At 63.9% G+C, this 20,896-nt stretch carries 19 protein-coding genes; 9 read left to right on the top strand and 10 right to left on the bottom strand.

Going from position 1 to position 20,896, the window contains the following annotated elements; translation table 11 throughout:
* Positions 1-134: 134 nt before the first annotated feature.
* Both GY937_26280 and GY937_26285 read right to left on the bottom strand, forming a co-directional pair.
* Positions 135-860 carry an SDR family NAD(P)-dependent oxidoreductase gene (locus GY937_26280; GenBank protein ID MCP5060223.1) on the bottom strand — a complete coding sequence of 242 codons (726 nt, stop codon included), beginning with the start codon at positions 858-860 and terminating at the stop codon, positions 135-137.
* 73 nt (positions 861-933) lie between these two features.
* Positions 934-1,338: a hypothetical protein gene (locus tag GY937_26285; protein MCP5060224.1), complete on the bottom strand. Its 405-nt coding sequence runs from the start codon at positions 1,336-1,338 to the stop codon at positions 934-936.
* A gap of 472 nt (positions 1,339-1,810) precedes the next feature.
* Between GY937_26285 and GY937_26290 the strand changes: the two genes are divergently transcribed.
* Positions 1,811-2,023 carry a hypothetical protein gene (locus GY937_26290; GenBank protein ID MCP5060225.1) on the top strand — a complete coding sequence of 71 codons (213 nt, stop codon included), beginning with the start codon at positions 1,811-1,813 and terminating at the stop codon, positions 2,021-2,023.
* 154 nt (positions 2,024-2,177) lie between these two features.
* Here the strand turns inward: GY937_26290 and GY937_26295 are convergent, their stop codons facing one another.
* From GY937_26295 to GY937_26310, 4 genes are all read right to left on the bottom strand, one after another.
* Positions 2,178-2,981, bottom strand: a complete 804-nt coding sequence (locus GY937_26295; protein ID MCP5060226.1) for a hypothetical protein — start codon at positions 2,979-2,981, stop codon at positions 2,178-2,180.
* 73 nt (positions 2,982-3,054) lie between these two features.
* On the bottom strand, positions 3,055-4,755 hold the full coding sequence (locus GY937_26300; protein MCP5060227.1) for an NAD(P)/FAD-dependent oxidoreductase: 1,701 nt from the start codon (positions 4,753-4,755) through the stop codon (positions 3,055-3,057).
* A 1-nt stretch (position 4,756) separates the two neighbouring features.
* Positions 4,757-5,380: a TetR/AcrR family transcriptional regulator gene (locus GY937_26305; GenBank protein MCP5060228.1), complete on the bottom strand. Its 624-nt coding sequence runs from the start codon at positions 5,378-5,380 to the stop codon at positions 4,757-4,759.
* 188 nt (positions 5,381-5,568) lie between these two features.
* The gene (locus GY937_26310) at positions 5,569-6,648 is read right to left on the bottom strand and encodes a DUF2804 domain-containing protein (protein MCP5060229.1); all 1,080 of its coding nucleotides are present in this window, start codon (positions 6,646-6,648) and stop codon (positions 5,569-5,571) included.
* Between the two features lie 267 nt (positions 6,649-6,915).
* On the opposite strand from GY937_26310, the gene GY937_26315 reads away from it, so the two are divergent.
* Together GY937_26315 and GY937_26320 are read left to right on the top strand one after the other, a co-directional pair.
* Entirely contained in the window at positions 6,916-7,908 is a 993-nt protein-coding gene (locus GY937_26315) for a PEP-CTERM sorting domain-containing protein (protein MCP5060230.1), read from the top strand.
* The gene (locus tag GY937_26320; protein MCP5060231.1) at positions 7,889-8,245 is read left to right on the top strand and encodes a CBS domain-containing protein; all 357 of its coding nucleotides are present in this window, start codon (positions 7,889-7,891) and stop codon (positions 8,243-8,245) included. The genes GY937_26315 and GY937_26320 overlap by 20 nt, the downstream gene beginning before the upstream one ends.
* Before the next feature lie 47 nt (positions 8,246-8,292).
* Here the strand turns inward: GY937_26320 and GY937_26325 are convergent, their stop codons facing one another.
* Positions 8,293-9,786, bottom strand: a complete 1,494-nt coding sequence (locus GY937_26325; GenBank protein MCP5060232.1) for a hypothetical protein — start codon at positions 9,784-9,786, stop codon at positions 8,293-8,295.
* Between GY937_26325 and GY937_26330 the strand changes: the two genes are divergently transcribed.
* The gene (locus GY937_26330; GenBank protein MCP5060233.1) at positions 9,785-9,934 is read left to right on the top strand and encodes a hypothetical protein; all 150 of its coding nucleotides are present in this window, start codon (positions 9,785-9,787) and stop codon (positions 9,932-9,934) included. The genes GY937_26325 and GY937_26330 overlap by 2 nt on opposite strands.
* 117 nt (positions 9,935-10,051) lie before the next feature.
* Here the strand turns inward: GY937_26330 and GY937_26335 are convergent, their stop codons facing one another.
* A complete protein-coding gene (locus tag GY937_26335; protein MCP5060234.1) occupies positions 10,052-11,122 on the bottom strand; it encodes a nitronate monooxygenase in 1,071 nt (356 codons plus the stop codon).
* Positions 11,123-11,177: 55 nt separating this feature from the next.
* The gene (locus GY937_26340; protein ID MCP5060235.1) at positions 11,178-12,413 is read right to left on the bottom strand and encodes a sulfotransferase; all 1,236 of its coding nucleotides are present in this window, start codon (positions 12,411-12,413) and stop codon (positions 11,178-11,180) included.
* A 411-nt stretch (positions 12,414-12,824) separates the two neighbouring features.
* On the opposite strand from GY937_26340, the gene GY937_26345 reads away from it, so the two are divergent.
* The 5 genes from GY937_26345 (at position 12,825) to GY937_26365 (ending at position 19,115) form a co-directional block, all read left to right on the top strand.
* The gene (locus tag GY937_26345; protein MCP5060236.1) at positions 12,825-13,199 is read left to right on the top strand and encodes a hypothetical protein; all 375 of its coding nucleotides are present in this window, start codon (positions 12,825-12,827) and stop codon (positions 13,197-13,199) included.
* 240 nt (positions 13,200-13,439) lie between these two features.
* Entirely contained in the window at positions 13,440-14,156 is a 717-nt protein-coding gene (locus GY937_26350) for a hypothetical protein (GenBank protein ID MCP5060237.1), read from the top strand.
* A 276-nt stretch (positions 14,157-14,432) separates the two neighbouring features.
* Positions 14,433-15,125, top strand: a complete 693-nt coding sequence (locus tag GY937_26355) for a hypothetical protein (protein MCP5060238.1) — start codon at positions 14,433-14,435, stop codon at positions 15,123-15,125.
* Between the two features lie 139 nt (positions 15,126-15,264).
* Positions 15,265-16,548 carry a radical SAM protein gene (locus GY937_26360; protein MCP5060239.1) on the top strand — a complete coding sequence of 428 codons (1,284 nt, stop codon included), beginning with the start codon at positions 15,265-15,267 and terminating at the stop codon, positions 16,546-16,548.
* A gap of 791 nt (positions 16,549-17,339) precedes the next feature.
* A complete protein-coding gene (locus GY937_26365; protein ID MCP5060240.1) occupies positions 17,340-19,115 on the top strand; it encodes a DEAD/DEAH box helicase in 1,776 nt (591 codons plus the stop codon).
* An 18-nt stretch (positions 19,116-19,133) separates the two neighbouring features.
* On the opposite strand, the gene GY937_26370 is transcribed toward GY937_26365, so the two are convergent.
* Positions 19,134-20,681, bottom strand: a complete 1,548-nt coding sequence (locus tag GY937_26370; protein MCP5060241.1) for a response regulator — start codon at positions 20,679-20,681, stop codon at positions 19,134-19,136.
* Positions 20,682-20,896 lie beyond the last annotated feature (215 nt).

Raw genomic sequence — 20,896 nt, forward strand, 5'->3', positions numbered from 1 at the left:
TCCGGTCGAGCCGGGAGGGCGTTCGCCCTGGGTCAAGGACCTTTCGACCCGGAAGATCTGAATCGGAATCCGGAACGGCGGGCTGCGTCGCCCCCCGGCCAAATGATCAGATTTCTACGCTTCTGAGTGAGCGTCTACAGCAGTGCGCCCTCGGCAGGTGTGTTGAAGAGGGGTCGCATCAATGGGGCAATCACCCAGAACCATCCCGGGAAGGTCCGCGAGAGTTCCGTGTTCGCGACGCCGGGATGGCAGCCGACACTGGTCACGGGCGTTCCCGTGTCCGCGAGGCGGCGCGTGAGTTCGACCATGAAGTACAGGTTCGCCGCCTTGCTCATGCCGTAGCGCCTGAGCGGATGGTAGGACTGCTCGGCGTTCGGATCCTCGAAGTCGATCCGCCCCTGAACGTGTGCGGCGCTGCTGACGTTGACGATACGCGAGCCGGGATTCGCGGCGAGCCGATCGAGCAGGTGTCCGGTGAGCGCGAAGTGTCCGAGGTGGTTCACCCCGAACTGCAGCTCGAACCCTTCTTCGGTCCGCGTGAGCGGCGGGATCATCACGCCGGCGTTGTTGACCAGGGCGTCGAGGCGCGGCTCGCGCTTCACGATCTCGGCCGCCTCGGCGACCGATTTCAAGCTCGTCAGGTCGAGCGGGATCCAGGCGATGTCTGCATCCGGGAGCAAAGCGCGGATCCGACCAATCGCGTCCTGTGCCTTTTCTTCCGAGCGGCAGCCCAACAGCACCCGGGCACCGCGGTCAGCAAGCACACGAGCGGCCTCGTAGCCGATGCCGGTGTTGGCTCCTGTCACGAAGATCGTCTTCCCGGTCTGGTCGGGCACAGAGGCCTCGTCGTACTGACTCATGGTCCTGTCCTCCTTGGATTCCGGTTCCGAGCTCGATGGTGATGGCCCGCTTCGCCCTCGCCAACTCCTCTCCTCAGTCGAGCTCGATCACGATCAGCCTTCCGAAGAAGCGCGGGGCGGTTGGGCGAAGGCGTTCGAAGACGGAGTCGCGCAGGTTCGCGTCGTCGAGTTCGGCACGGATTTCCCCTTGCAGCGTCTCGCCTTGGATCAAGACGCTTCCTCGCCCACCCGCGTCCCGCAGTTCACGCCACCAGGAGCCGTCCGCCGCGGCATACACCGTGCTCTCGTCGCGGAGGTAGTTGACCGGGATGGATCGCCCCGACGGAAGCGTCAGGAGCATGACCTTCTCGGCCTGTTTGCCCTGGGGATCGTCATGCAACGCCTGGATCACACGCGGGTTCGTCCATTGGCTCATGTAGACGGCGTACCCGACGAGCAGTACGACGATACCAACGACAGCGATCGCGAACCATTTCATTGACTCATTCCTCCCATCCGGAAGCGCCGCACGACGAGCCCTTCGGCTTGCCGGCGTCGGTCAGTGCGTGGGTCGGCAGGATCCATGCGACGAGCAAGATCGAAAGGGCGGTCCGGGGAATGCTTCCTTTGACGGCAAGAGTATACCTGGGCTCGTCGTGCCAAGGGAACAACGGAGTGCTCAACCTCCAATGAGCCGCCGAAGTGCGAGCATCATCGAGAACGCCTAACGGATGTCGTCCGGGCTGGCTTCGGGGGCCGGTTCAAGCACGAGATCGATGATCGCGTCGAGGGGGAGCGGCTGGTCGGGGGCGATGCCGCGCTCGAGGTTCTGGCGGATGCGTTTCCCGAACTCCGGGAGCGGCTTCCCAACCTGGGAGCACCTTCGGAGCTGGGGGACGACGCCGCCTCGCGCTTTCGCCTCTTCCAGGCCGTAGCGACGGCGTTGCGCCGCAGTAGCGCGCAGAGCTCCGTTGCTGCTCGTCCTGGAGGACCTTCACTGGGCCGATGAGGCATCTCTGCGCCTGCTCACCTTCTTCCGGCAGGAGATCGCGGGCGCGCCGGTGCTGGCGGCTGCCAGCTACCGGGACGTGGAAGTGGATGACGAGCATCCGCTCGCCCGACACCTGTCGGAACTCAGCCGCGATGCCACCTTCGTCTCACTGGACGGCCTCGCAGCTGCCTAGGTCGCGGAACTGATGTCCGCTTCAGGCGCTCGACCCTCGGAAGGGCTCTTTCGCACCGGGACACTCTGCGCCTCCCATCCGGAGGTTCCGGTGGAGTGGGAGCTCGGCACACGCCGTTGACGCCGTCTACCTCTTCGCTCCCTCCAACGAAGGTCTACTCGCCGCTGAAGTCCGGATCCCGTTTCTGAAGGAAGGACATCATGCCCTCCTGGAAATCCTTCGAGCGGAAGAGCATCGCCACCTGAAGCAGCACGTGGTGGGAATGGGATTCGAAGTCCTCGGTCAGCCCGTGGCGGTAGAGACGCTTGATGGCCTTGATTGCGAGCGGTGCGTTGGCAGCGATCTTCTCGGCCCAGGCGTTCGTCTCGGCTTCGAGTTCAGCATGGGGTACCACCTTGTTCACCAGCCCCAATTCCAACGCCCGATCCGGAAGAATGTCATCGGCCAGGAAACCGATCTCGCAGGCACGTGCCCAACCGACCAATCGGGGCAGGAACCATGTGCCCCCACTCTCCGGCACGACGCCGCGCTTGGCAAAGCCTGGTAGCAGCTTGGCGTTGTCGCTCATCAGCCGGATATCGCAGCCCAGCGCGAGATCCAGGCCGTAGCCCGCCGCTGCACCGTTGATGGAGCAGATGACGGGCTTGTCGATCCGCTGCATCGTGACTGTCGGAATCTCACGGGTGCTGAGATGGGCCGCGCCTCCTCCCTGGGAGAGTGCACCCTCGCCTCCGATCCCCTTCCCGGCGGCGGCGTCCTTGAGGTCGAGACCGCTGCAAAATCCGCGACCTGCGCCGGTCACGACGATCACCCGCACGTCGGGGTCATCGTCCGCTTCGGTCATTCGCTGCCCAAGGGCTGCCAGCATGGGCATGCTGATGGCGTTCATCCGCTCAGGGCGGTTGAGCGTCAAATGGGCGATGTAATCTCGTTTTTCGTAGAGCAGATCCGATGACATTGCTGGAGTTCTCCTTGGTCCGAAAGAAGGGGAGCCGCTGAAGTGGGCTTGGGTCCCGACGCGAAACGCTGAGCTAGTGCGACTCCCGCCAGGCGTCCCAGTCCTCCGTCAGTGGCGGCAGGGAATCGCGATCTCCGAAGACGTGCCCCGCGAGGATGGGGCGAAGCAGATCCGTTTCGAGAATTTCGCCGGCGGTCAGCACTCCACCCCGAAGTACGCCTGCGATGCCAGCGCCCGAAGGCCCGCTGGCTCCAACCAGGAAGAGCCCCTCGATCTCCGTGCGAGGTCCGACCCGCATCGGCCCCATTTGATCCGTGCTCATCTCGATTCCGTACGAGGTCCCACCAGTTGAACGAGTGAAGCGTTCCTGACTGACGGGAGTGGCTGCTTCCTTCCATGCGATGTGTTTGCTGAGATCCGGAATGACTTGTTCCGCAGTTGCGATCAACTGATCCGTCAACGCGTTCTTGCGCTTTCTGTAGTCGCGATCGGTGTGGTATCGGCCACCATCAGCCGGGCCACGCTCTACCCCCCACACATCGTACTCTCGGGGAGCCAGGGTCATGATCTGCAGGTTCGTATGGCCCTCGGGTGCGATGTGTCGGCTGACCGGATCCTTGAGCGAAGCCATCGTCAAGTAGGCCATCGCGTCGGAGGTGAGCCGGCCTCCTTCGAGCTCATCATAGATGGCCTCGAAGTCGTCCGTTCCCCAGATGAAGTAGTTGGAGTTCTGGAAACCCTGATCCGCCAGGTCGATGTCGAGCCCCAGGTAGACACAGAAGAGCGGGATTGCCATGCGCAGGGAGCGAATCTGCTCCTGCGTGGCCTCGGAAAAATGCTCCTCACCGACCAGGTTGAAGAATGTGCGCTTCAGGTCGGCGTTGGAGACCACGATCGGCGCATCGATCTCGACTTCTTCCCGGCTCTTGCGCGCGACCGTCACGCCAAGAGCGCGGCCCTTCTCGACCCGGATCCGCGAAACCGGTGCCCGGGTGCGAACCTCCCCGCCATGTGCCCGGATCGTTTCGATCAAGCGGGCGGCAATCACCTGGCCTCCGCCTTCGGGGTAGTAGGCACCGCGCAAGAAGTGGTCGGTCACTCCACAGGCGACAGCGAGTGGTGTCTTGCTGGGCCGAACCGCATAGCAACCCTGCTCGCCGAGAAGCACGGCTTGGGCTCGCCGGGAGATATTGAATTCATCGAAGACCCCCGTGACGGGACGCAGGCCCCATTGGAGGAAGTTCGGTGCCTTGCTCGCCAGGTCGGCAGCTTCGAATTCGCCGCGGGAGAAGCCCCGGGATTCGTCGGAGACATTCTTCATCACGTCCAGGAGCCGACCCAGAGGCTCTGTCTCCTGGGGGAATGCCTCGAAGAGTCGCTTCCGGTAGCGATCCCAGCCCGTGGGAATACGGAAGGTGAGATCCGGGAAAACGAGGTGTGAATAGGCATCGGTGTTGAGGGGCCGGAATACCACGCGCTCGGCCAATCCGACCCCGTTCAGCACCTGGGTGATCATGCCGTCACGTCCGCACTCGCCGATGTAGTGGATGCCGACGTCGAACTCGTACTGGAGGCCCTTGTGATTGCGTCGGAAGACCTGGGAATTACCACCTGCCACGTAGTGGGCTTCCAGGACGAGGGTCCGCTTTCCGAGTGCGCACAGGTACGCAGCCGTCGAAAGGCCGCCCAGGCCGGAGCCGATGACGATGGCATCCCATTGCTCTCTGCCGTTGGCTTTGCTGGGCGACTTCGCCTGGGTCGTCGTGTCAGGCATCTCACTCACCTCCTTCAGTTGAGTTCGCGTCGGGGAGCACGCCACGCAGCAGCGTTCTCACCAGCGGTTTCTCGAGTCGTTCCATGGGGATGGCTTCGAGCTGGCCCGCCAGATGGAGGGCGACCAGGCCATGAATTCCGGCCCAGAAGACGTGCGTGATGATCTCGAGGTTGCCCTCGATGGCGCCCGATTCGATGGCACGGCCCACGGCGGAGCGAATCAACTTCCACGCGCCCTTGCGTGATTCGATCAATTCGGGGAAGTCGCCTGCCGCTGGTTGGTCGAGTTGAAACGCGAGGCGGTAGGCATCCGGCTCGAGAATGGCGAAGCGAACGTAGGCAAGGCCGAGGGCCTCGAGCTGCTCGAGGGGATCGACCGCGTCAGAGATCGCAGGTGCCGCGAACGATGCCAGCCGATCGAACGCCCGAGCACGCACGATCGCAAAGATCTCTTCCTTGTCGCGGAAATAGCGATAGGGGGTCGTGGAGCTGCAACCGAGTTCGAACGCCAGCGCTCGCATACTGACCCCCGAATAACCAGAGGCTGCGAAGCGTCGCGTTGCGACCTCGCAGAGCTTCTCCCTGAAGCTCGAAACCTGTTCGTCGGTGAGGGCCGGGCGCGGCACTACGCGAAGGGGCTCCGTGGCTGGTGTTGCGGTTCAGTCATGAGCGGTTCGAGGACAAGCACGCCCGCTCATCTGATGTCATTGAATTCACGGCGTTCATTATACACCGATTGATCCTGGAACCACCGAAACTCCGGCCCGGGAGGACACGGATTCGTTGGCCGAGCCCGTTTCTCCCGACGGATCGTCTACCAGCGATGGGCGAACTCCTCGGCCCAGCCCGGCAGGCCGGCGATCTCGATCTTCTCACCGCCTGCGCAGATGCGGCCCGTCCAGGTTCCGAAGCTGCAGATTCCTGCCGTCGAGATGATCCCGGCGTTCGTGCTGGAGCGATGCGGAAAGAGCGGCGAGAGGGTGAGATCGATTGCGTCCGAGTGCTCGCTGCGCACGCGCCAGCTGCTGGCGTCGTCGGCGGGATCATACTCCCAGCGAAGATCTTCCATGACCTTGTGAAGCCGGCCGTCCAGGAAGATCCCGTTCTCGTTGGCACCGGTACCACCGGTCCACTTTGCGCCCACGTTCACACCGACAAGGCGGCCGTCCTGTACGCCGGTGCAGACTCCCCAGTTCCAGAACGCGTGCCGCGGCCATACGCCACGGCCCCAATCCTGCACGGCGTGGCAGCGCTGCGGGTTCAGCTCGTAGGTCTGCTCGCCGACGCGGATGTGTCCCGAGGTCGGTAGCGTGTTGTGCTTCGAGTTCAGCTGGAAGCGGCTGCTCGACCACGGAACGACGACATTCAAGCTCTCGTGGCCTTCCGGTGTCTCGGTCGTAAGTTCTGCTTCGAGCCTTTCACCTTTCTGGGGCTCAGCCCGGAGCCGGACACGACGGGTCGGGCCATCGACGACATTCTGGTAGTCGAATGCCCGCGACTGGTAGCCGATCGAGTGAGGTTCATGCTCTGGCATGTCGAAGCGACCGGGCCGCCCGAGCCACGTTCCGCTCGAGATCGCCCCGGATTTGAAGTCGATGAAGAAGGCTCCACAGAGTGACGCATAGTCGAGTTCCGCCATCGTCACGGAGAAGACGAAGTCGGGATCGATCCAATTCCAGAAGTTCCAGCGTTTCTTGCGCAGGAAGTGTCCCGACAAGTTGGCTCGAATCAGTGGCTGACGCGCCCAACCGGTGGCTTCGGGATTCATGCTGCCGCGCCTGTCACAGAGATCGACTGGAGAGGTGATTTCCCGTTCCACGTAGACTCCGGGCAGCCCGTCGCGCGCGACCCGCTCGTCGACGATGGGCATGTAGTCCGGAAGCTTCGTCGTCATCTTGCGTTCCCCTCTTGGAAGGAACCCGGACGATGAGATCGCGGAGGCGGATCATCGTTGGATGGGTCCTCGAGGGTACCGCCTTCTCGTCCGCTCACGGCAGCATGGCGTGGGTCTGTGTGGGTGCGGCCGCGCAGTCGATCTCGCCGGTCGCAAGGTGAGGCGTTCTGGCACAATGGCGCGCCCACGACCCCATCCCACGAGGTGTGGCCGGGTACGCAATCGGTGCCTGAATGTGGGATCATTGGCCTACCCGGGAGAGTCGCCATGCTGAGAGTTCTTGTTGTTGTCGTCGCCGTTTTCCTGCCGGCCGTATCGGGCTGGGCTACGCCCATGATCGTTGGCCACCGGGGATATGCCGCCGCCACGCCCGAGAACACCCTGATCGCAGAGCGGAGGGCTTTCGAGGTGGGCGCTGGGATGGTGGAGCTCGATCTGCAGAAGAGCTCGGACGGCCACGTCGTGGTCATCCACGACGATACCGTGGGCCGCACCACCGATTCCCTCACGAATGATCGGGTGGACAGTCTCACCCTCAGCCAATTGAGGGGGCTCGACGCCGGCTATCCCGCGCGGTTCGGATCTGCGTTTGCCGGCGAGCTGATCCCCACTCTCGAGGAGGTCTTGTTGGAGGCCAAGGGAGTTGGATCGTTGCTTCTCGATCAGAAGAGTTCACTGCTCTTCGGGGCGGAGATCGCAGCGGCGGTTGCGACCACGGCCTTCCCGCTCGACCAGATCTGGACGACGGCCTGGAACGCGGCCCAGGTGGCGGACATCCAGTCCCATTTGCCTACGGCCAAGATCCTATGGACCCAGGCCGCCAGCGTCTGGGCTGGCGCCATGGATGCCTTCCTGGATGACATGGTGGCCCTCGGCGTCGATGGGATCTCGGTGGTCTTCGAGAACTACATATTCTCTGCTCCGGGCCTAGCAGCGGCCACCCAGGCCCGTGGGCTGCTCGCGTTTGCGTGGAACTTCGATGCGATCCCCGATACCCCCGAGCGAATGCAGACCGCCATCGATATCGGGCTCGACGGCTACATCGTGAACGACCCACTGATGATGGCCAACGTCATTCCGGAGCCGGGCACACTGCCGTTGATGGGGTTGGGCGTGACCGCCCTCTCCTTGACATCGCGCTGCCGGCGGCGCCGGCGCTTCGATCGAACGATCTCCGTGCCCCTGCAAGGCACGGCAGCGGAGGCCAACCATGCGAAAGACGATGCCGGTTCGAGAATGCATGAGTCATCTCCCCGCTGAGGCGGACCGTCACGAACCGCTCGCTGAAGTCGTGGAGAAGATGCGGGAGCAGCATTGCCACCACATACCCGTCATGGATGGCGCGCACTTGTATGGAATTCTCTCGCGGGAAGATCTTCACGAGCTTGCGGTCGGGGAGCAGGCCTCTGCCGAGAAACCTGTCGCTGGCGACGTGTGCAAGCGGGATCTCCTGACGGTCGATCCCATGATGCCGATTGTCGAGGTGGCGAAGGCGATGATCGATCGCAAGGTCGGCAGCGCGCTGGTGACAGACGGCGGTGTACTGGTCGGGATCTTCACCAACACGGACGCCCTGCGACTCATCGCCGAGCTCTGATCATCGCGTTCACGCCCGGCGTCCCTTCCTACGAACCGGCTGCCGGATCAGTCTCCTGTCGGTTTCGAGCCTCCCCCGCTCGGGCGCCGTCGCCTCCTTCGCCTGGAACGTTTGCGCGGTGCGTTGGATTCGCCTTCGGGCTTCGACTTGCGGCCATCGTCTCGCTCCCGGTGCCGACCCCGGGAGCCATCTGATTCGGTTCGGAGCTTGTTGGGTGTTCGCGCTTTCTCGGGAGAGGCGGCCCGCCCCTCGTTGGCGGGCTTCCGCGCACGGCGGGTTCGCCTTCTCCCTCGCGTGGGCTCGGTCGAGGTGGTTGCGGCCTTTGCCTTGGGACGTCCCTGGGGTCGGGATGCTGCGGCGGAGTCCCCGCGGCTCCGAGTCTCCTCGCTGCGATCTTCGTTGGTTTCGCCGCGGCTTCGAGTGCGTCTGCGCCCACCCCGCGAGCGCCCCCGCTTCGGCTGGCCGGCGCGATCCGCCTCCTGCTTGGTTGAGCGCTCCGTTCGCCGGTCGCCCCCTTTGTTGGTGCGCGCACCGGATCGTGGACGCTGCGTTCGAGCACCCGCGCCGCTACCGCCCTTCGTGAAATCAACGACTCGCCGGCGGGCCGATCCACCTTCGTCGGGTGTGCCGCGGCGCCTCTTCGTGTCGCTGGTTCCCGAGTCCGCATACTTGGAACGTTCATCCTCGAATTCCGCGTCCTCGTCCCTGCTTGGGTTTCGTTCTCGAAGCGCGTCCCGCTTGGCATCTTCGATCAATGCCAACACGGCACCCGTTTTGGCGGGGCCCGAGGCCGCCCGGTAGGTGCCGCGCAGGACGCTGTCGGGCTTCAGCTTTCCCTCCTCGTAGAGCTTCCACATCTCTTCCCCCAGGCGGCGGATCTTGCGCCCCGGGGCGAACTTCGAAAGGAAGCGGTGAAGGTTGTTCACATCTCGAAGCAACAGGGTCCGCGCATTGCGATTGCTCGCAGGATCGACGGCCTGGGGGAAATCGATGACGACCGGCCCATCGGCTCCCATCAAGACGTTGAATTCCGAGAGGTCGCCGTGGACGATGTCGGCCGCAAGCATTCGAATGGTTTCGTGAATGAGTGTGTCGTAGATCGCACCGGCTTCGGTGGCACTGAAGCTGAGATCGCCCAGCCGCGGTGCGGGATGGCCCTCCGTATCCTTGACCAGTTCCATCACGAGCACACCATCGACGAACTCGTGGGGCTCTGGCACCCGCACGCCGGCCCCGCGCAAACGGCGGATCCGGTCGACCTCGGTCCCGCGCCAGGCCTCTTCGTCCTGGGCGCGCCCGTGGCGGGTGCGCTTGTCGACGGCCCGTTGGTCGCGGGTATTCCGGGTTCGGCGGCCTTCGGTGTAGTCGGCGCGTTGGCGGAAGCTCCGACCCTCGGCCTCCTTGTAGACCTTGGCCACACGCTCCTCGGCCCCGCAACGCACGAGGTAGACCTGGGCCTCCTTTCCGCTCATCAAGGGTCGCAACACTTCGTCGATGATTCCGTAGTCGACGAGGGCAACCAGGCTTGCCGGCCATTTCATGCGCTCTGCGGCTCCTCGTGGTCGAAGGCTTCGAGGCTCACGCGGGCTCACCGTCGTGCTCGATCGGCTTCACGCCCATGGCGCGGAAATGGTGACAAAGCTGAACGTCGATCTCGAGCTGCACGCGTCCCCGGCCGGCCGTGGCTGATCAGAGTGCGCCATCTGGCACGCCGACGTGGGCCCACGAATCCCCGAGAGTGTGACATGCAGATGCATTTCCCGCAGCGGTGGCCTTGGGATTCGGATCCGCCGTCATCGACGGGCACTACCGCAATGCAGCCAGCGCTTCCTGCGTCTCGGCCACGAGGCGCTCGACGACCTGCCCGACGGTCGATATGTCGTTACACCACGCCACGCCCTGGCCCGCTCCCTCATACATCAACGGCTCGATTTCATGCTCCATCACGCCGGTCAGCAGCTCGCCGATGAGAACCTGTTGATAGGGCATCTTGAGCGGCTTAGGCGCACCCTCGGCTTCCCATTCGTCGGTCCAGGCGGTCCGCACCACACGGCATGTCTTTCCGCTGTGGCTGCGGGTCAGCACCGTATCTGCGCTCCCGGCCTTCAGGAGTTTCTCCAGGATATGCCTGTTCAGGTGGTGCTCCTCGGTCGTGAGCCACACCGTGCCGAGCCAGACGCCCTGGGCGCCCATCGCGAGCGACGCGGCCACCTGCCGTCCGTCGGCTATTCCGCCGGCAGCGAGCACGGGGATTCCTTCCGCCGCGTCCACGATCTGCGGCACCAACGACATGGTGCCGATCGGGCCGGTATGACCGCCGGCATCGTATCCCTGAGCGACGATCAGATCGACACCGGCTGCCTTTGCATAGGCAACGTGTTTGGGGGCGCCGACGAGAGAGAGCGTGATCTTCCCGCCCTCCTTGGCACGCTCGATGAGATGCGGGGGTGTGCCGATCGCGCTCGCGAACAGGTTGACGTCGGATTTCAACACGGCATCTGCCTGGGCTTCGAAGAGTTCGTTCGAACGGACGACTGAGGAGAAGAAGGATTTCCCGGTTGGATCCGGCACCTCGTACTTCTGCTTGAGGTGCCTGACGAAGGCCTTCTGGGCTTCGGGGATCTTGGCCTCGGCTGCGGCCCAGTCGTTCTTGTCCGCCATGCCGAGCGGCAGTAGGAGATCGACTCCAAAAGGCCGATCGCCCACCATGGATCGGATCTCCGCCAGACGTGTGGAGATGACATCCGGCATGTCCCGTGTCGCACCGTAGACACCGAAGCCACCTGCGTTCGTGATGGCGGCCGTGACTTCCATGCTGTGGGAGAAACCGAATATGGGGTGCGGGATACCCAGGCGATCGCAAACGGCTGTCTGCATGGCGTCGCGGGTTTCACGCGTCTGGTGTGTCTTCATCAGATGTCTCCTGCTCGGGTCACGATCCCGTGAGGGTGTCGACCTTACGGGATCTCTCCGGCTTTACACCGAACGTCTCGCAGTATTTGGCCACTGTGGGATCACACCATACGGCGTCCGCCTCGTAGCCGAATGTCTCGATCCTGCTGGGAGGGGCCGCGCGTTTTCCACCGCGTTGCTTCTCGAGGAAGCCGATGATGCGTTCTTCCAGGCCTTCCGGTGCATCCATTCCCAGTCGCTCGTAGGTCGAACGCGTTGATTCAACCGCGCTGGCCATCAAGTCCGCATATCGCACATTTACGACCCGCGCGGGTTCGAACCTGGCCAACTCTACGAGCGCCTGCAGCGCCATTTTCTGAGAGCCAAATGCCTGCTGATCGCGCAGTCCGTCCTCGTGTAGCGGGCCGGGCCCATCGGCGACAAATGCCTGGCAGATGGCTTCCCCTGTCGCGCAGCTCGACACCAACGAGCGATAAGGGTCGCGGTGCGCGAGGACGAAGCGAGCCTCGGGGAATACGTCGGCGAATTGCGCGACCTTCATCGTGGTCATGACGCATTTCAACACGAGATGACCACCCGGTGGGGGTGGGCATTTCCAGATGAGCAGCTGAACCAGCTTGCGGAAATCACGATAGGTTGGGCTGAGGTCGTTCTCTTCCATCCACCGGGTCCAGGTCTTCATCAGGGGCGTGACGCCGCGCCCTAGCATTCCCGTGCAATCGAGGAAGCCCCAGGTGTTCTCGTCTGGCTCATCGGCGTCGACCCAATGCATCTTCTCCAGGCGCGAGCCACGCAGTGGCTCGATGGACGCCTGCAACTTTGCGATACGTGGGTCCGTTGCGTAGGTCTCCCGTTGCGGAGGCGGCAGCGGATCCATGAGTTCCCAGCGCAGGAGAGGTCGGCAATCGGGATGCGTCGCCATCAGGTTGTGCAACAGGGTCGAGCCCGTGCGGGCAGCCCCCGTGATGAAGACGATCGGGGGAACCTCAACGTCCAGGATTTCGGGATGCTCCTTCAGATAGGCCAGAACATCGAGGCGCCGGCACAGATCCCGGACCGCAAGCCGGCGTAGAAACTTGCGTCCGAAGTCGTTGATCTTCGGATTCCCCAGGTCGTGGACCCACGCCAGGAGCGGCCCCTCGAAAGACGGATCGCCGAAATCGGTGCACCCCGTTTTCGCCGCGGCTTCGTCCTTGATCGCGGCCATCTCTTCGAAGACTGCTTCGTCGTAGTTCAAGGACATGGTTTCGGGCATGCTCCGGTTCCCATCGTCGGCCCTCTGCAGGCCCCTCTCACGGTATGTTCGCCGAGCCGGCGGCAATCGTCGTTACCCGCGGGTGCCACGGGATCTTCGAGGCCGTGGGGATTGCCCCGGTTGGTCCCACGGAATTGTGCGCTCTCGGTACCCATGAACTGTATCGAAGGCCGCATGGCTGGGCCGTACTGGGCGCACTTCATTTCTCGTCTTCCTTCTGGAGGGCGTAGGGTCGTCCCCATCCGTTGGCCCCCTCGTTGTGCGATCTCTTCACGCGGCTTGAAACGATCCGCGCGCAGTTCCCGCGGAGAGCGGATCCCATCGCCGATTCGTCTTGCTTCTCCTCGCAGTGTGATTGACCATGCCGCCGTGGCTTGGCCGGCAAGGCCACCCCCAACAAGGAGAACTCCCGTGAAGCGACTCTCTGCTTTGTTGTTCCTGTGCCTGGTCTGGACGGCGGCTCAGGCGTCTGCCGAAGTGATGCACTACTCCAAGTGCAAGATCGCCGAGGGCAAGACGATCGCTGACGCGCAAGCCTGGGTGGATGATTGGCGAGTGCTCGCGAAGGCGAATGGCATTGACTATCGGATCCGTCTGCTCGTACCCCATGCAGACAATGACCTGGGTGCCGATGAGTTCTTTCTGGAGGGCGGCTCGTCCACGCTCCAGTCGCACGCCGCGGCATGGGACTGGTGGTACACGTCCGAGGATGCTGCGAAGTCGGCCGCTCAGCTGAACGCCGCCGCATCATGCGACTCGGGTGCGATCTATCGCAGCACCGACTGATTCTCGCGGTTCGGGAGGGAATTTCTTCTCGGACTAGCAAGATTGCCGCACCATCGTTGAGCGCACCTCGCCAGAGGCCTGGTGAAGGGGGTGTTGCGTCTGCGTCGACGTTGGCTGTCGCATTCCCGCAACGATCTGGGAGCAGCCTCTGTTCCGAGTCGCTTGTTATTTGAGGCTTCAAGACCCAATCGCTGAGGCCAGGTGCTACACCTTCTTGGTGGGGGGCAGGAAGGAGTCAATATGGTAGTTCGACGAATCGTTTTGTTAGGTCTCGGAATCAGTTTCGGTCTTGTTGTCTCGACCGGAGCCTGGGCACAGGCGGTCCTTCAAAGCGTCACCGTGCGGGTGAATCCAGGGCAGATGTCCACATATCTGGAGCGGGTCGCTGCGCTTCAGGGGACGATGGATCGAGTTGGGAGCGGCGGAAAAGTGCAGGTCTGGAATGCGACTGTGGCTGGTACGGCTACGGGCAACACACTCGTGACCGTTGGACATTCGAGTCTGGCAGCCTACGCAGAGACGACCACGAAGATGGCGGCCGACCCGGAGTGGCAGAAGATCTTCGCGGGACTCGACGACATCCGAACCGTGGTCAGCAACGGGCTGATCGTGAGTCAGGATGGAGGAGGTCTGCCCGCTGCAGCCGAAAGCGGTGCGGTGCTCCAAGGAGTGCTGGTCCGCGTCAAGCCGGGCCAGCTCGCGACCTACCTCGAGCGTGTCGCCGCCCTGAAGCAGGTGCAGAAGCGGGTTGGCTCGTCGGGCAGCATGCGCGTCTGGCAGGCGACGCTTGCCGGGGAAGCGACGGGAACGGTGGCTGTGGGGATCGTCCACCCGAATCTGGTGGCCTATGCGGAGAACACCGCAAAGCTCCAGGCGGATGCCGAGGGCCAGAAGCTTCTCGCCGGCCTCGACGCGATTCGCACGGTCGTCAGCACGAGCCTCTTCGTCAGCCCCTAGCCTCGCTGCGCGTCGGGGACGGCGTGGCCGTCCCCGACGCGTAAGCTGCCGGCCGGCCAGGCGTAGGGGTGCCTTCGCCGGGGCTGGAGCCGGCTGAATTCGTTCTATCCACGCTGGGTCGCCGGGTGTATAAGGACGGGGAAGGTCCGTTGTGCCTCCCTGCAGAAGCACCTCCGTCCCACGCTCGCGACCCCAAGCCACCCGCTGAGCCCTTCCTCCCCGACGACCGGGCCTTTCGCATCGAACCCCCAACGATCGAGAGAGTGAGGAATCACCATGCCTTTGATCACAGTCCTGCGTCAGAACGTTTCCGGCCGACTGGCGGCCCAGCACGAGAGGTTGATCCGCTTCGTCGCACAACGGGCCCGCGAGGATGGCAATACCTTCAACTGGAGCACCCGGGTCTCCACGGGCAGCGAGGGCCGCATCATCGGCTTCGTCAGCGGAGTGGATGGCTTCGCGGCGCTGGCTGGTCGGGAGGAAGCCGATGCGATGATCCGCCGCCTATATGGCGAGGGTGATGGCAACGCGATCCTCGAATCCCTCGGTGAGGCCGTCACGAGCACGAGTTACATGGTGCTCAGCCCCCGAGAAGATCTGAGTGGACAGGTCGTCCAACTCGACAGCCCGCCTCCGCTCCTGATGGTGACCCGGCTTCGCCCCACGCCCAGCGGCGGGCTTGGATGCGAGGAGATCATCCGCAAGGTCATCGAGGCGGCGGCCAAGGTGGACGAGGAGCGGCGCTACAACGTGCTGACGCCCGCCGTCGGCGAGCTCGGTACCTACACCGTCGTGCAGGGCGTGACCGATCCGGCGCAGCTGGACAGCCAGGCCCCGCTGCCGGAGCTCCTTGCCGAGGCCTACGGCGCTGCGGAGGGGCAGAAGATCTTCGCCGAAGGCACGGCCTGCATTCAAGAGGCCCAGAGCGAACTGTCGGTGCTGCGCGAGGATCTCTCGAACCTCGCCTGAGCTGGCCAAGCCCAGCAAGCCAGCCATTCGAGCTCCCCGGCCTTTGCGCAGGCCGGGGGGCTTCGATCCGAAGCGCACACGCCCGCGTTCAAGCTCCCTTTCAGGTTTCCGATGAGAACGGAACTCTGGAGGGAGTGCCATGTCTGACCTCGTTCATCCCGCGCGACCCAGGGAGGCGGGCCCGCTGCGGGCGACGTGTCCGGAAGATGCCCAGCGCGTGCTCCTCACCACCCGACGTGTGGAGGGAGAGACCCGCAATCCCCTCGCGATCCTCGATCTGGCGCCTCACATCCGGCGCTACTCTGGCCGGCACGTCGAGGCCTACTACTGGGAAGACCTCCCCGATCGCTCCTACGACGTCGTGGGGCTTTCCATCCTGCAACATACGGCGTCCGACGATCCGATCGACGACCTGCTCTTCCTGAAACAGAAATACGGCGGAGCTCGAATCGTCGTAGGCGGAAAATGGGTCGATACGTTGACCGAGGACGAGCGCCGGGCGATCCGCGAACAGGGGATCGATGTCTGCCACGGTCAGGGCGAGCCCTACTTCGTGCCAGATCGTCCGATCGTCGATTTCGATCGGTACCCGGGCTGGGATCTGCGCGATCTCCAGACGTTCATGGGTTGGGATCCGGAGACCCAGAAGCTCATCTACCGAGCTCGCCCAGAGGTGATGAGCACCCGTGGCTGTCCTTTCAACTGTCACTTCTGCCACAACACCGAACGCAAGGTGAAGTTCTTCTCGTCGCAGCGGACGGTGGACAACATCGAGCTGCTGCTCGGCCAGGGCTGTCCGGAGATCTGGTTCCAGGATGACATCTTCACGTTGCGGCCCGACCGGATGGTCGAGATCCACCAGTTGCTGGAGGCGCGCGGGCTCTCCATCAAGGGGCGTTGCAAGTTCTTCTGCCATATCAACTACATCAACGATGAGACGATCGATGCGATGAAGCTCTTCGATCCGCTCGAGATCCAGATCGGTGTCGAATCCGGCGACGACGAGATGATCCAACGTCTCGGCAAGAGATTCAGTGCGGAGAAGGCATTCAACAACATCAGCGATCTGCTCGACGAGGGCTTGCGCGTCTATCCGCTCTTCCTGATGGGTTACCCCGGGGAGACGGTCGAGACGATGGAGAAGACCCTGTGCTTCATCGAGCGGCTGAAACCGCGCCTGCACAAGGGCGTGTGGGTCAGCTACTACCAGCCGTGCAAGGGCACAACAGGCTACGACCAGGCGATGGCACGCAATCCCGAGTTCGGCGTCGCGCGCAACGAGGACATCACCTACGTCGATCCGAACCTCTCGCGCAGCCTGATGCAAGACTACCGCGCACGAATGATGGCCCGCCACAAAGGAGTGACGGACCCCGAATGGCGCACGGCAGCAGGCCCCTCCGTCGTGCCCCCCAGCGCCTAGAGACCAGCCCCAGCGCGTCCTCCCCCACTTCACCCAAGTCACGGGGCCGCTCCGCTTCTTGTTCGTGAACGGGAGTCGCCGGGGCTGGGCACAGGCCGGGCGGAATGGCTCGGCTGGGGATCGGGTGGCCGCGTAGAGAGGTGGACAGGGAGTTGCCCTTCGCGGCTTTCGCCGCGGGCAACCTACGCGCACGCTGAACGGCACCTATGCCTGCGCTTTATTTCCGCCCGACCTGCGCCCAGCCCCGGCGAACCGGTTCCAGTTACCAGCACGGCCGATCGCGGGGCGGGGGGCGGTCAGCGCGGAAATAAAGCGCAGGCATCTCGTAGGGTGATCGGGTGCTCGTTCGCTAGCGGCGATAGCCGCGTAAGCGAACCCGCGTCCAAGTCGAAAGCGGCCTCCCAGGCCCCGGCCGAGCCATTCCGCGATGGCCGCCCCCCGCCCCGCGATCCGCCAGGAGAAGCGAAGCGACCTCGTTGAGGCTCGAGATCGACATGGACGACCGAATCGTCTAGAACGCAATGAGGTTCCACGCCCGGACGGGCTGGGATGAGTGCCCCCCGGGGCGGATCGGCTTGGGATGGGAAAGGCGGTCGGTGGTGTACTCAACCCCTTGATTTTCAGGGGGTTGCGGGATCGGCCGGGACTGCCGATCCTACCGGCCGGGATCGCGAGGCTCCTCGGCCTCGTCTCCACCCCCTCCGCTCGTGCAGCCAGCAACGGAGCCGAGTGAATCCAGTGCCGTAGTGGGACTGCTGCGCACGCCTACCGCCCCAGGAACCATGACCGCCATGACCGAACTTGTAGAGACTCCGGTGCTCGAAGGCATCGTGCCCGATACCGATGAAGGTGGCGATCGCCTGGCTGGGATTTCCCGTCCGCTGGCGGAAGCCATGCGACGGCGCGGTTTCGAGGATCTGACCTCCGTGCAGCGCGCCGTCCTCGGGGCGGAGTCCGAGGGGAGGGATCTGCGGATTTCATCCCAGACGGGTTCGGGCAAGACGGTGGCGATGGGCCTGGCCCTGGCTCGCCACCTGGCAGAGGATGGTGAGAGCGCTCGGAATGATCTCCCCGGTCCGAGCGTGCTGATGCTGGTGCCGACCCGCGAGCTTGCCATGCAGGTGCGCGACGAATTGCGCTGGCTCTTCGCTTCCGTGCGCGGCCTCGGGATCGAAGTGGTGATGGGCGGGACCTCACTCGGGCTGGAACGCCGCGCGCTTTCCCGTCGCCCCCAGATCATCGTAGGCACGCCCGGGCGGACGCTCGATCATCTGCAGGCGGGCGCGTTCGTTGCCGATGCGATCGAGCACGTGGTTCTCGATGAGTCGGATCGCATGCTCGATATGGGCTTTCGCGAGGAACTCGAAGCGATCCTCGAGAAGATGCCGAGCGAGCGCCGCACCCATCTCATTTCGGCGACCTTCCCGGCTGCCGTGCGCAAGCTCGCCAACCGCTTCCAACAGGACGCGCTGCATATCGAGGGAACGCGGCTGGGCGATGCCAACCTGGATATCCAACACATCGCCCACGTGGTGGATCAGCGTGAATGCTATGCGGCGATCGTGAACCTGCTGCTCTTGAACGAGGGCGCACGCTGCCTGATCTTCGTTGAGCGCCGGGTCGATACCGCAAGACTCGCAGAGAAACTCTCGGGCGACGGATTTCCGGTGCAGGCCTTCAGCGGGGAGCTCCCCCAGGCCCAGCGCACCCGCACGCTGAACGCATTCCGCGATGGCACGATGCGAACGTTGGTTTCGACCGATGTGGCGGCCCGCGGCATCGATGTTCCCGATATCGAGCTCGTCATCCACGTCGATCCGCCCGGAGATGCCGACACCTACGTCCATCGAAGCGGCCGTACGGGCCGGGCGGGACGCCCGGGCTGCAGCGTGCTGCTCGCCACGCCGCGTTCACGCCGAAGTGTGGCGCGCCTGTTGGCGATGGCCCGTATCGAGATCGAGTGGAAGCCGGCCCCGAACGCGGCCAAGGTGAGGAAGCAGCTTCGCAAGCAGTATCGGCGTCAGATCCACGAGCGCCTGTCCGCTGAAGAAGCGCCGAGCCAGCAACAGATCGACTACGCGAAGGGGCTGTTGGACGGCCGCGATCCGGCCGCCGTCGTGGCCCTGCTTCTCGAGTTGGCCCAGCCGACCCCGGCACGTCAACCGATGGGAATTCGCACCCCGGCGGCGGACGAGGGTCCGGCAGCACGAGCGGCAGCATCGGGCTTCGTGCGGTTCTCGATCAACTGGGGAGAGAACGGCGGGGCGGCGGTCAACCGCCTGCTCGGGCACGTCTGCCGGCGCGGGCAGATCCGTGGTCACCTGATCGGCGCCATCGAGATCGGTCCGACCGAATCAAGCTTCGATGTCGATGCCGGTTCGGCGGATCGTTTCGAGAAGCTCGTGCGAAGGCCGGATGCGCGAGATCCGAAGCTTCGCATCGTGCGTGTGGATGCTTCGTCTGGCCCTCGGGGTCGTTCCGGTTTCAAGGGCTCCGCTGCTGCCAGGGATCGCTCGGGCCCCCGGGCAGGGAAGCGATTCCCTGCGAAGAGCAAGAAACGCCGCTAGGCGCGACCCGGGCTCCCGCTATTCGGCTTTGTTGCTTCCCGCCAGCACGGACTCGATGGCATGGCCCAGCGCTTCGAGCCGGAAGGGTTTTCGGACGTAGGTGGTGAAGCGCGTGCCGCGGATGCGATCCGCCAGTTCCGCGTCGCTGTGGCCGCTCATGAACACCACAGGAAGGGTGGAGCGAAGGGCTCTCAGGGCGTCGAGGGTCTGCTCACCGTCCATTTCCGGCATCGTGAGGTCGAGAAGGACGGCCGCGATGCCTTCATCGTGCGCTTTGGTGGCATCGACGGCTTCGGACCCGCTCGACACTTCGATGGTCCGATAACCCAGTGCGTTGAGCATGCGGGCCGCGGCAACCCGCACCATGTCTTCGTCATCCACGACGAGGATCGTTGCGCTGCTGGGTACATCCCGCGATCGATGGACACTCTCATCTGGTTTCGGGGCAGTGGCGAGAGGCAGCAGCACCTGGAGCGTGGTCCCATCGCCAGGTTGGCTCTCGACCCGGATTGCGCCCCGATGACTCAAGATGATTCCGAGCGTGGAGGCCAGGCCAAGGCCGCGGCCCTGGAATTTGGTCGTGAAGAACGGATCGAAAATACGTGCGGTGGTTTCGGAATCCATCCCGCATCCGTCGTCCGAGACCTCGAGCAGCGCGAAGTCGCCATCGGAGAGATCGTCTCGGATTTGACAGCTCTCGATGAAGGTACGGTCTGCGTGGACGATGCCGGTTCGAACGCGCACCCGACCGGCTTCCTCCTGGAGTGCCTCAGAGGCGTTGGTGATGAAGTTCATCACCACCTGGCGGATCTGCGTCGCGTCGGCATGGACCCATACGGTTTCGCTGTCGTGCTCGACCTCGAGCCTCGCCTTGCCGGAAACGCTCGTGCGGAGGAGTTCCATCATTTCGGAAACGAGAGCGGCCAGATCGACGGACCCGAACGAGACCTCGGCCTTGCCCGCGTACGCGAGCAGTTGCTGCGTCAGGTCTGCCGCGCGTTCGCTGGCCTGGCGCACATCCTCAATCCGCCTTCGCGCCGGCGAATCCACCGGGATTTCCTGAAGCGCGGTGTCCGAGTTCCCGAGGATCCCGACCAGTAGGTTGTTGAAATCGTGTGCGATGCCTCCCGCAAGAACGCCGAGGCTCTCGAGTTTCTGGGCCTGCTGGAGGGCCCGCTCGATCGTCTTCCGCTGGGTCACATCTCGCACGATGGCGAGCGCCGATTCCACCTCTCCAGAGCTCGTGAGAAGGGCGCGCAGAGAGACATCGAAGGCGAAACTGCCGTTGGGGAGGTCGACGTCTACTTCGAGTTCCTCGCCCATTCCGGTCTGGTAGGTGCGCTCGGTCGCCTCGAGGATGCGGTCGCCTCCGTCTCCAGGCACGAAATCGTGAATGCTTCGACCGGGTATATCCTCCGCTGTTACACCATAACGTCCGGTCTTTCCCGATTCTCCGAGGATCGACACCACGGTGCCGTCGCGATCGACGGCTACGACCTTGTCCAGTTCGAGCGCCGCCAGAATGGCCTTGAGCCTGCCCTCGCTGGCGTGCAGTGCTTCCGCCACCCTTCGCCCTGCTGTGATGTCACGGCTCGTGCCTGCGTGGCTGGTGGGCTTTCCGGATGGGTCCCGCTTTGTTTCGCCTAGGAGTCTGCGCGGCAGAGGGCCATTGAGGGGTGAGTCTCGCTAGAGTGAGCCATGCCGCGAGACTTTCGACGCTACGAGCCGGACCAGTCGCTTCTCCTGCCGCCCTCGCTTCGGGATTGGCTTCCCGAGGATCA

The organism is bacterium, assembly GCA_024228115.1.
In the GTDB taxonomy this organism is placed as follows: domain Bacteria; phylum Myxococcota_A; class UBA9160; order UBA9160; family UBA6930.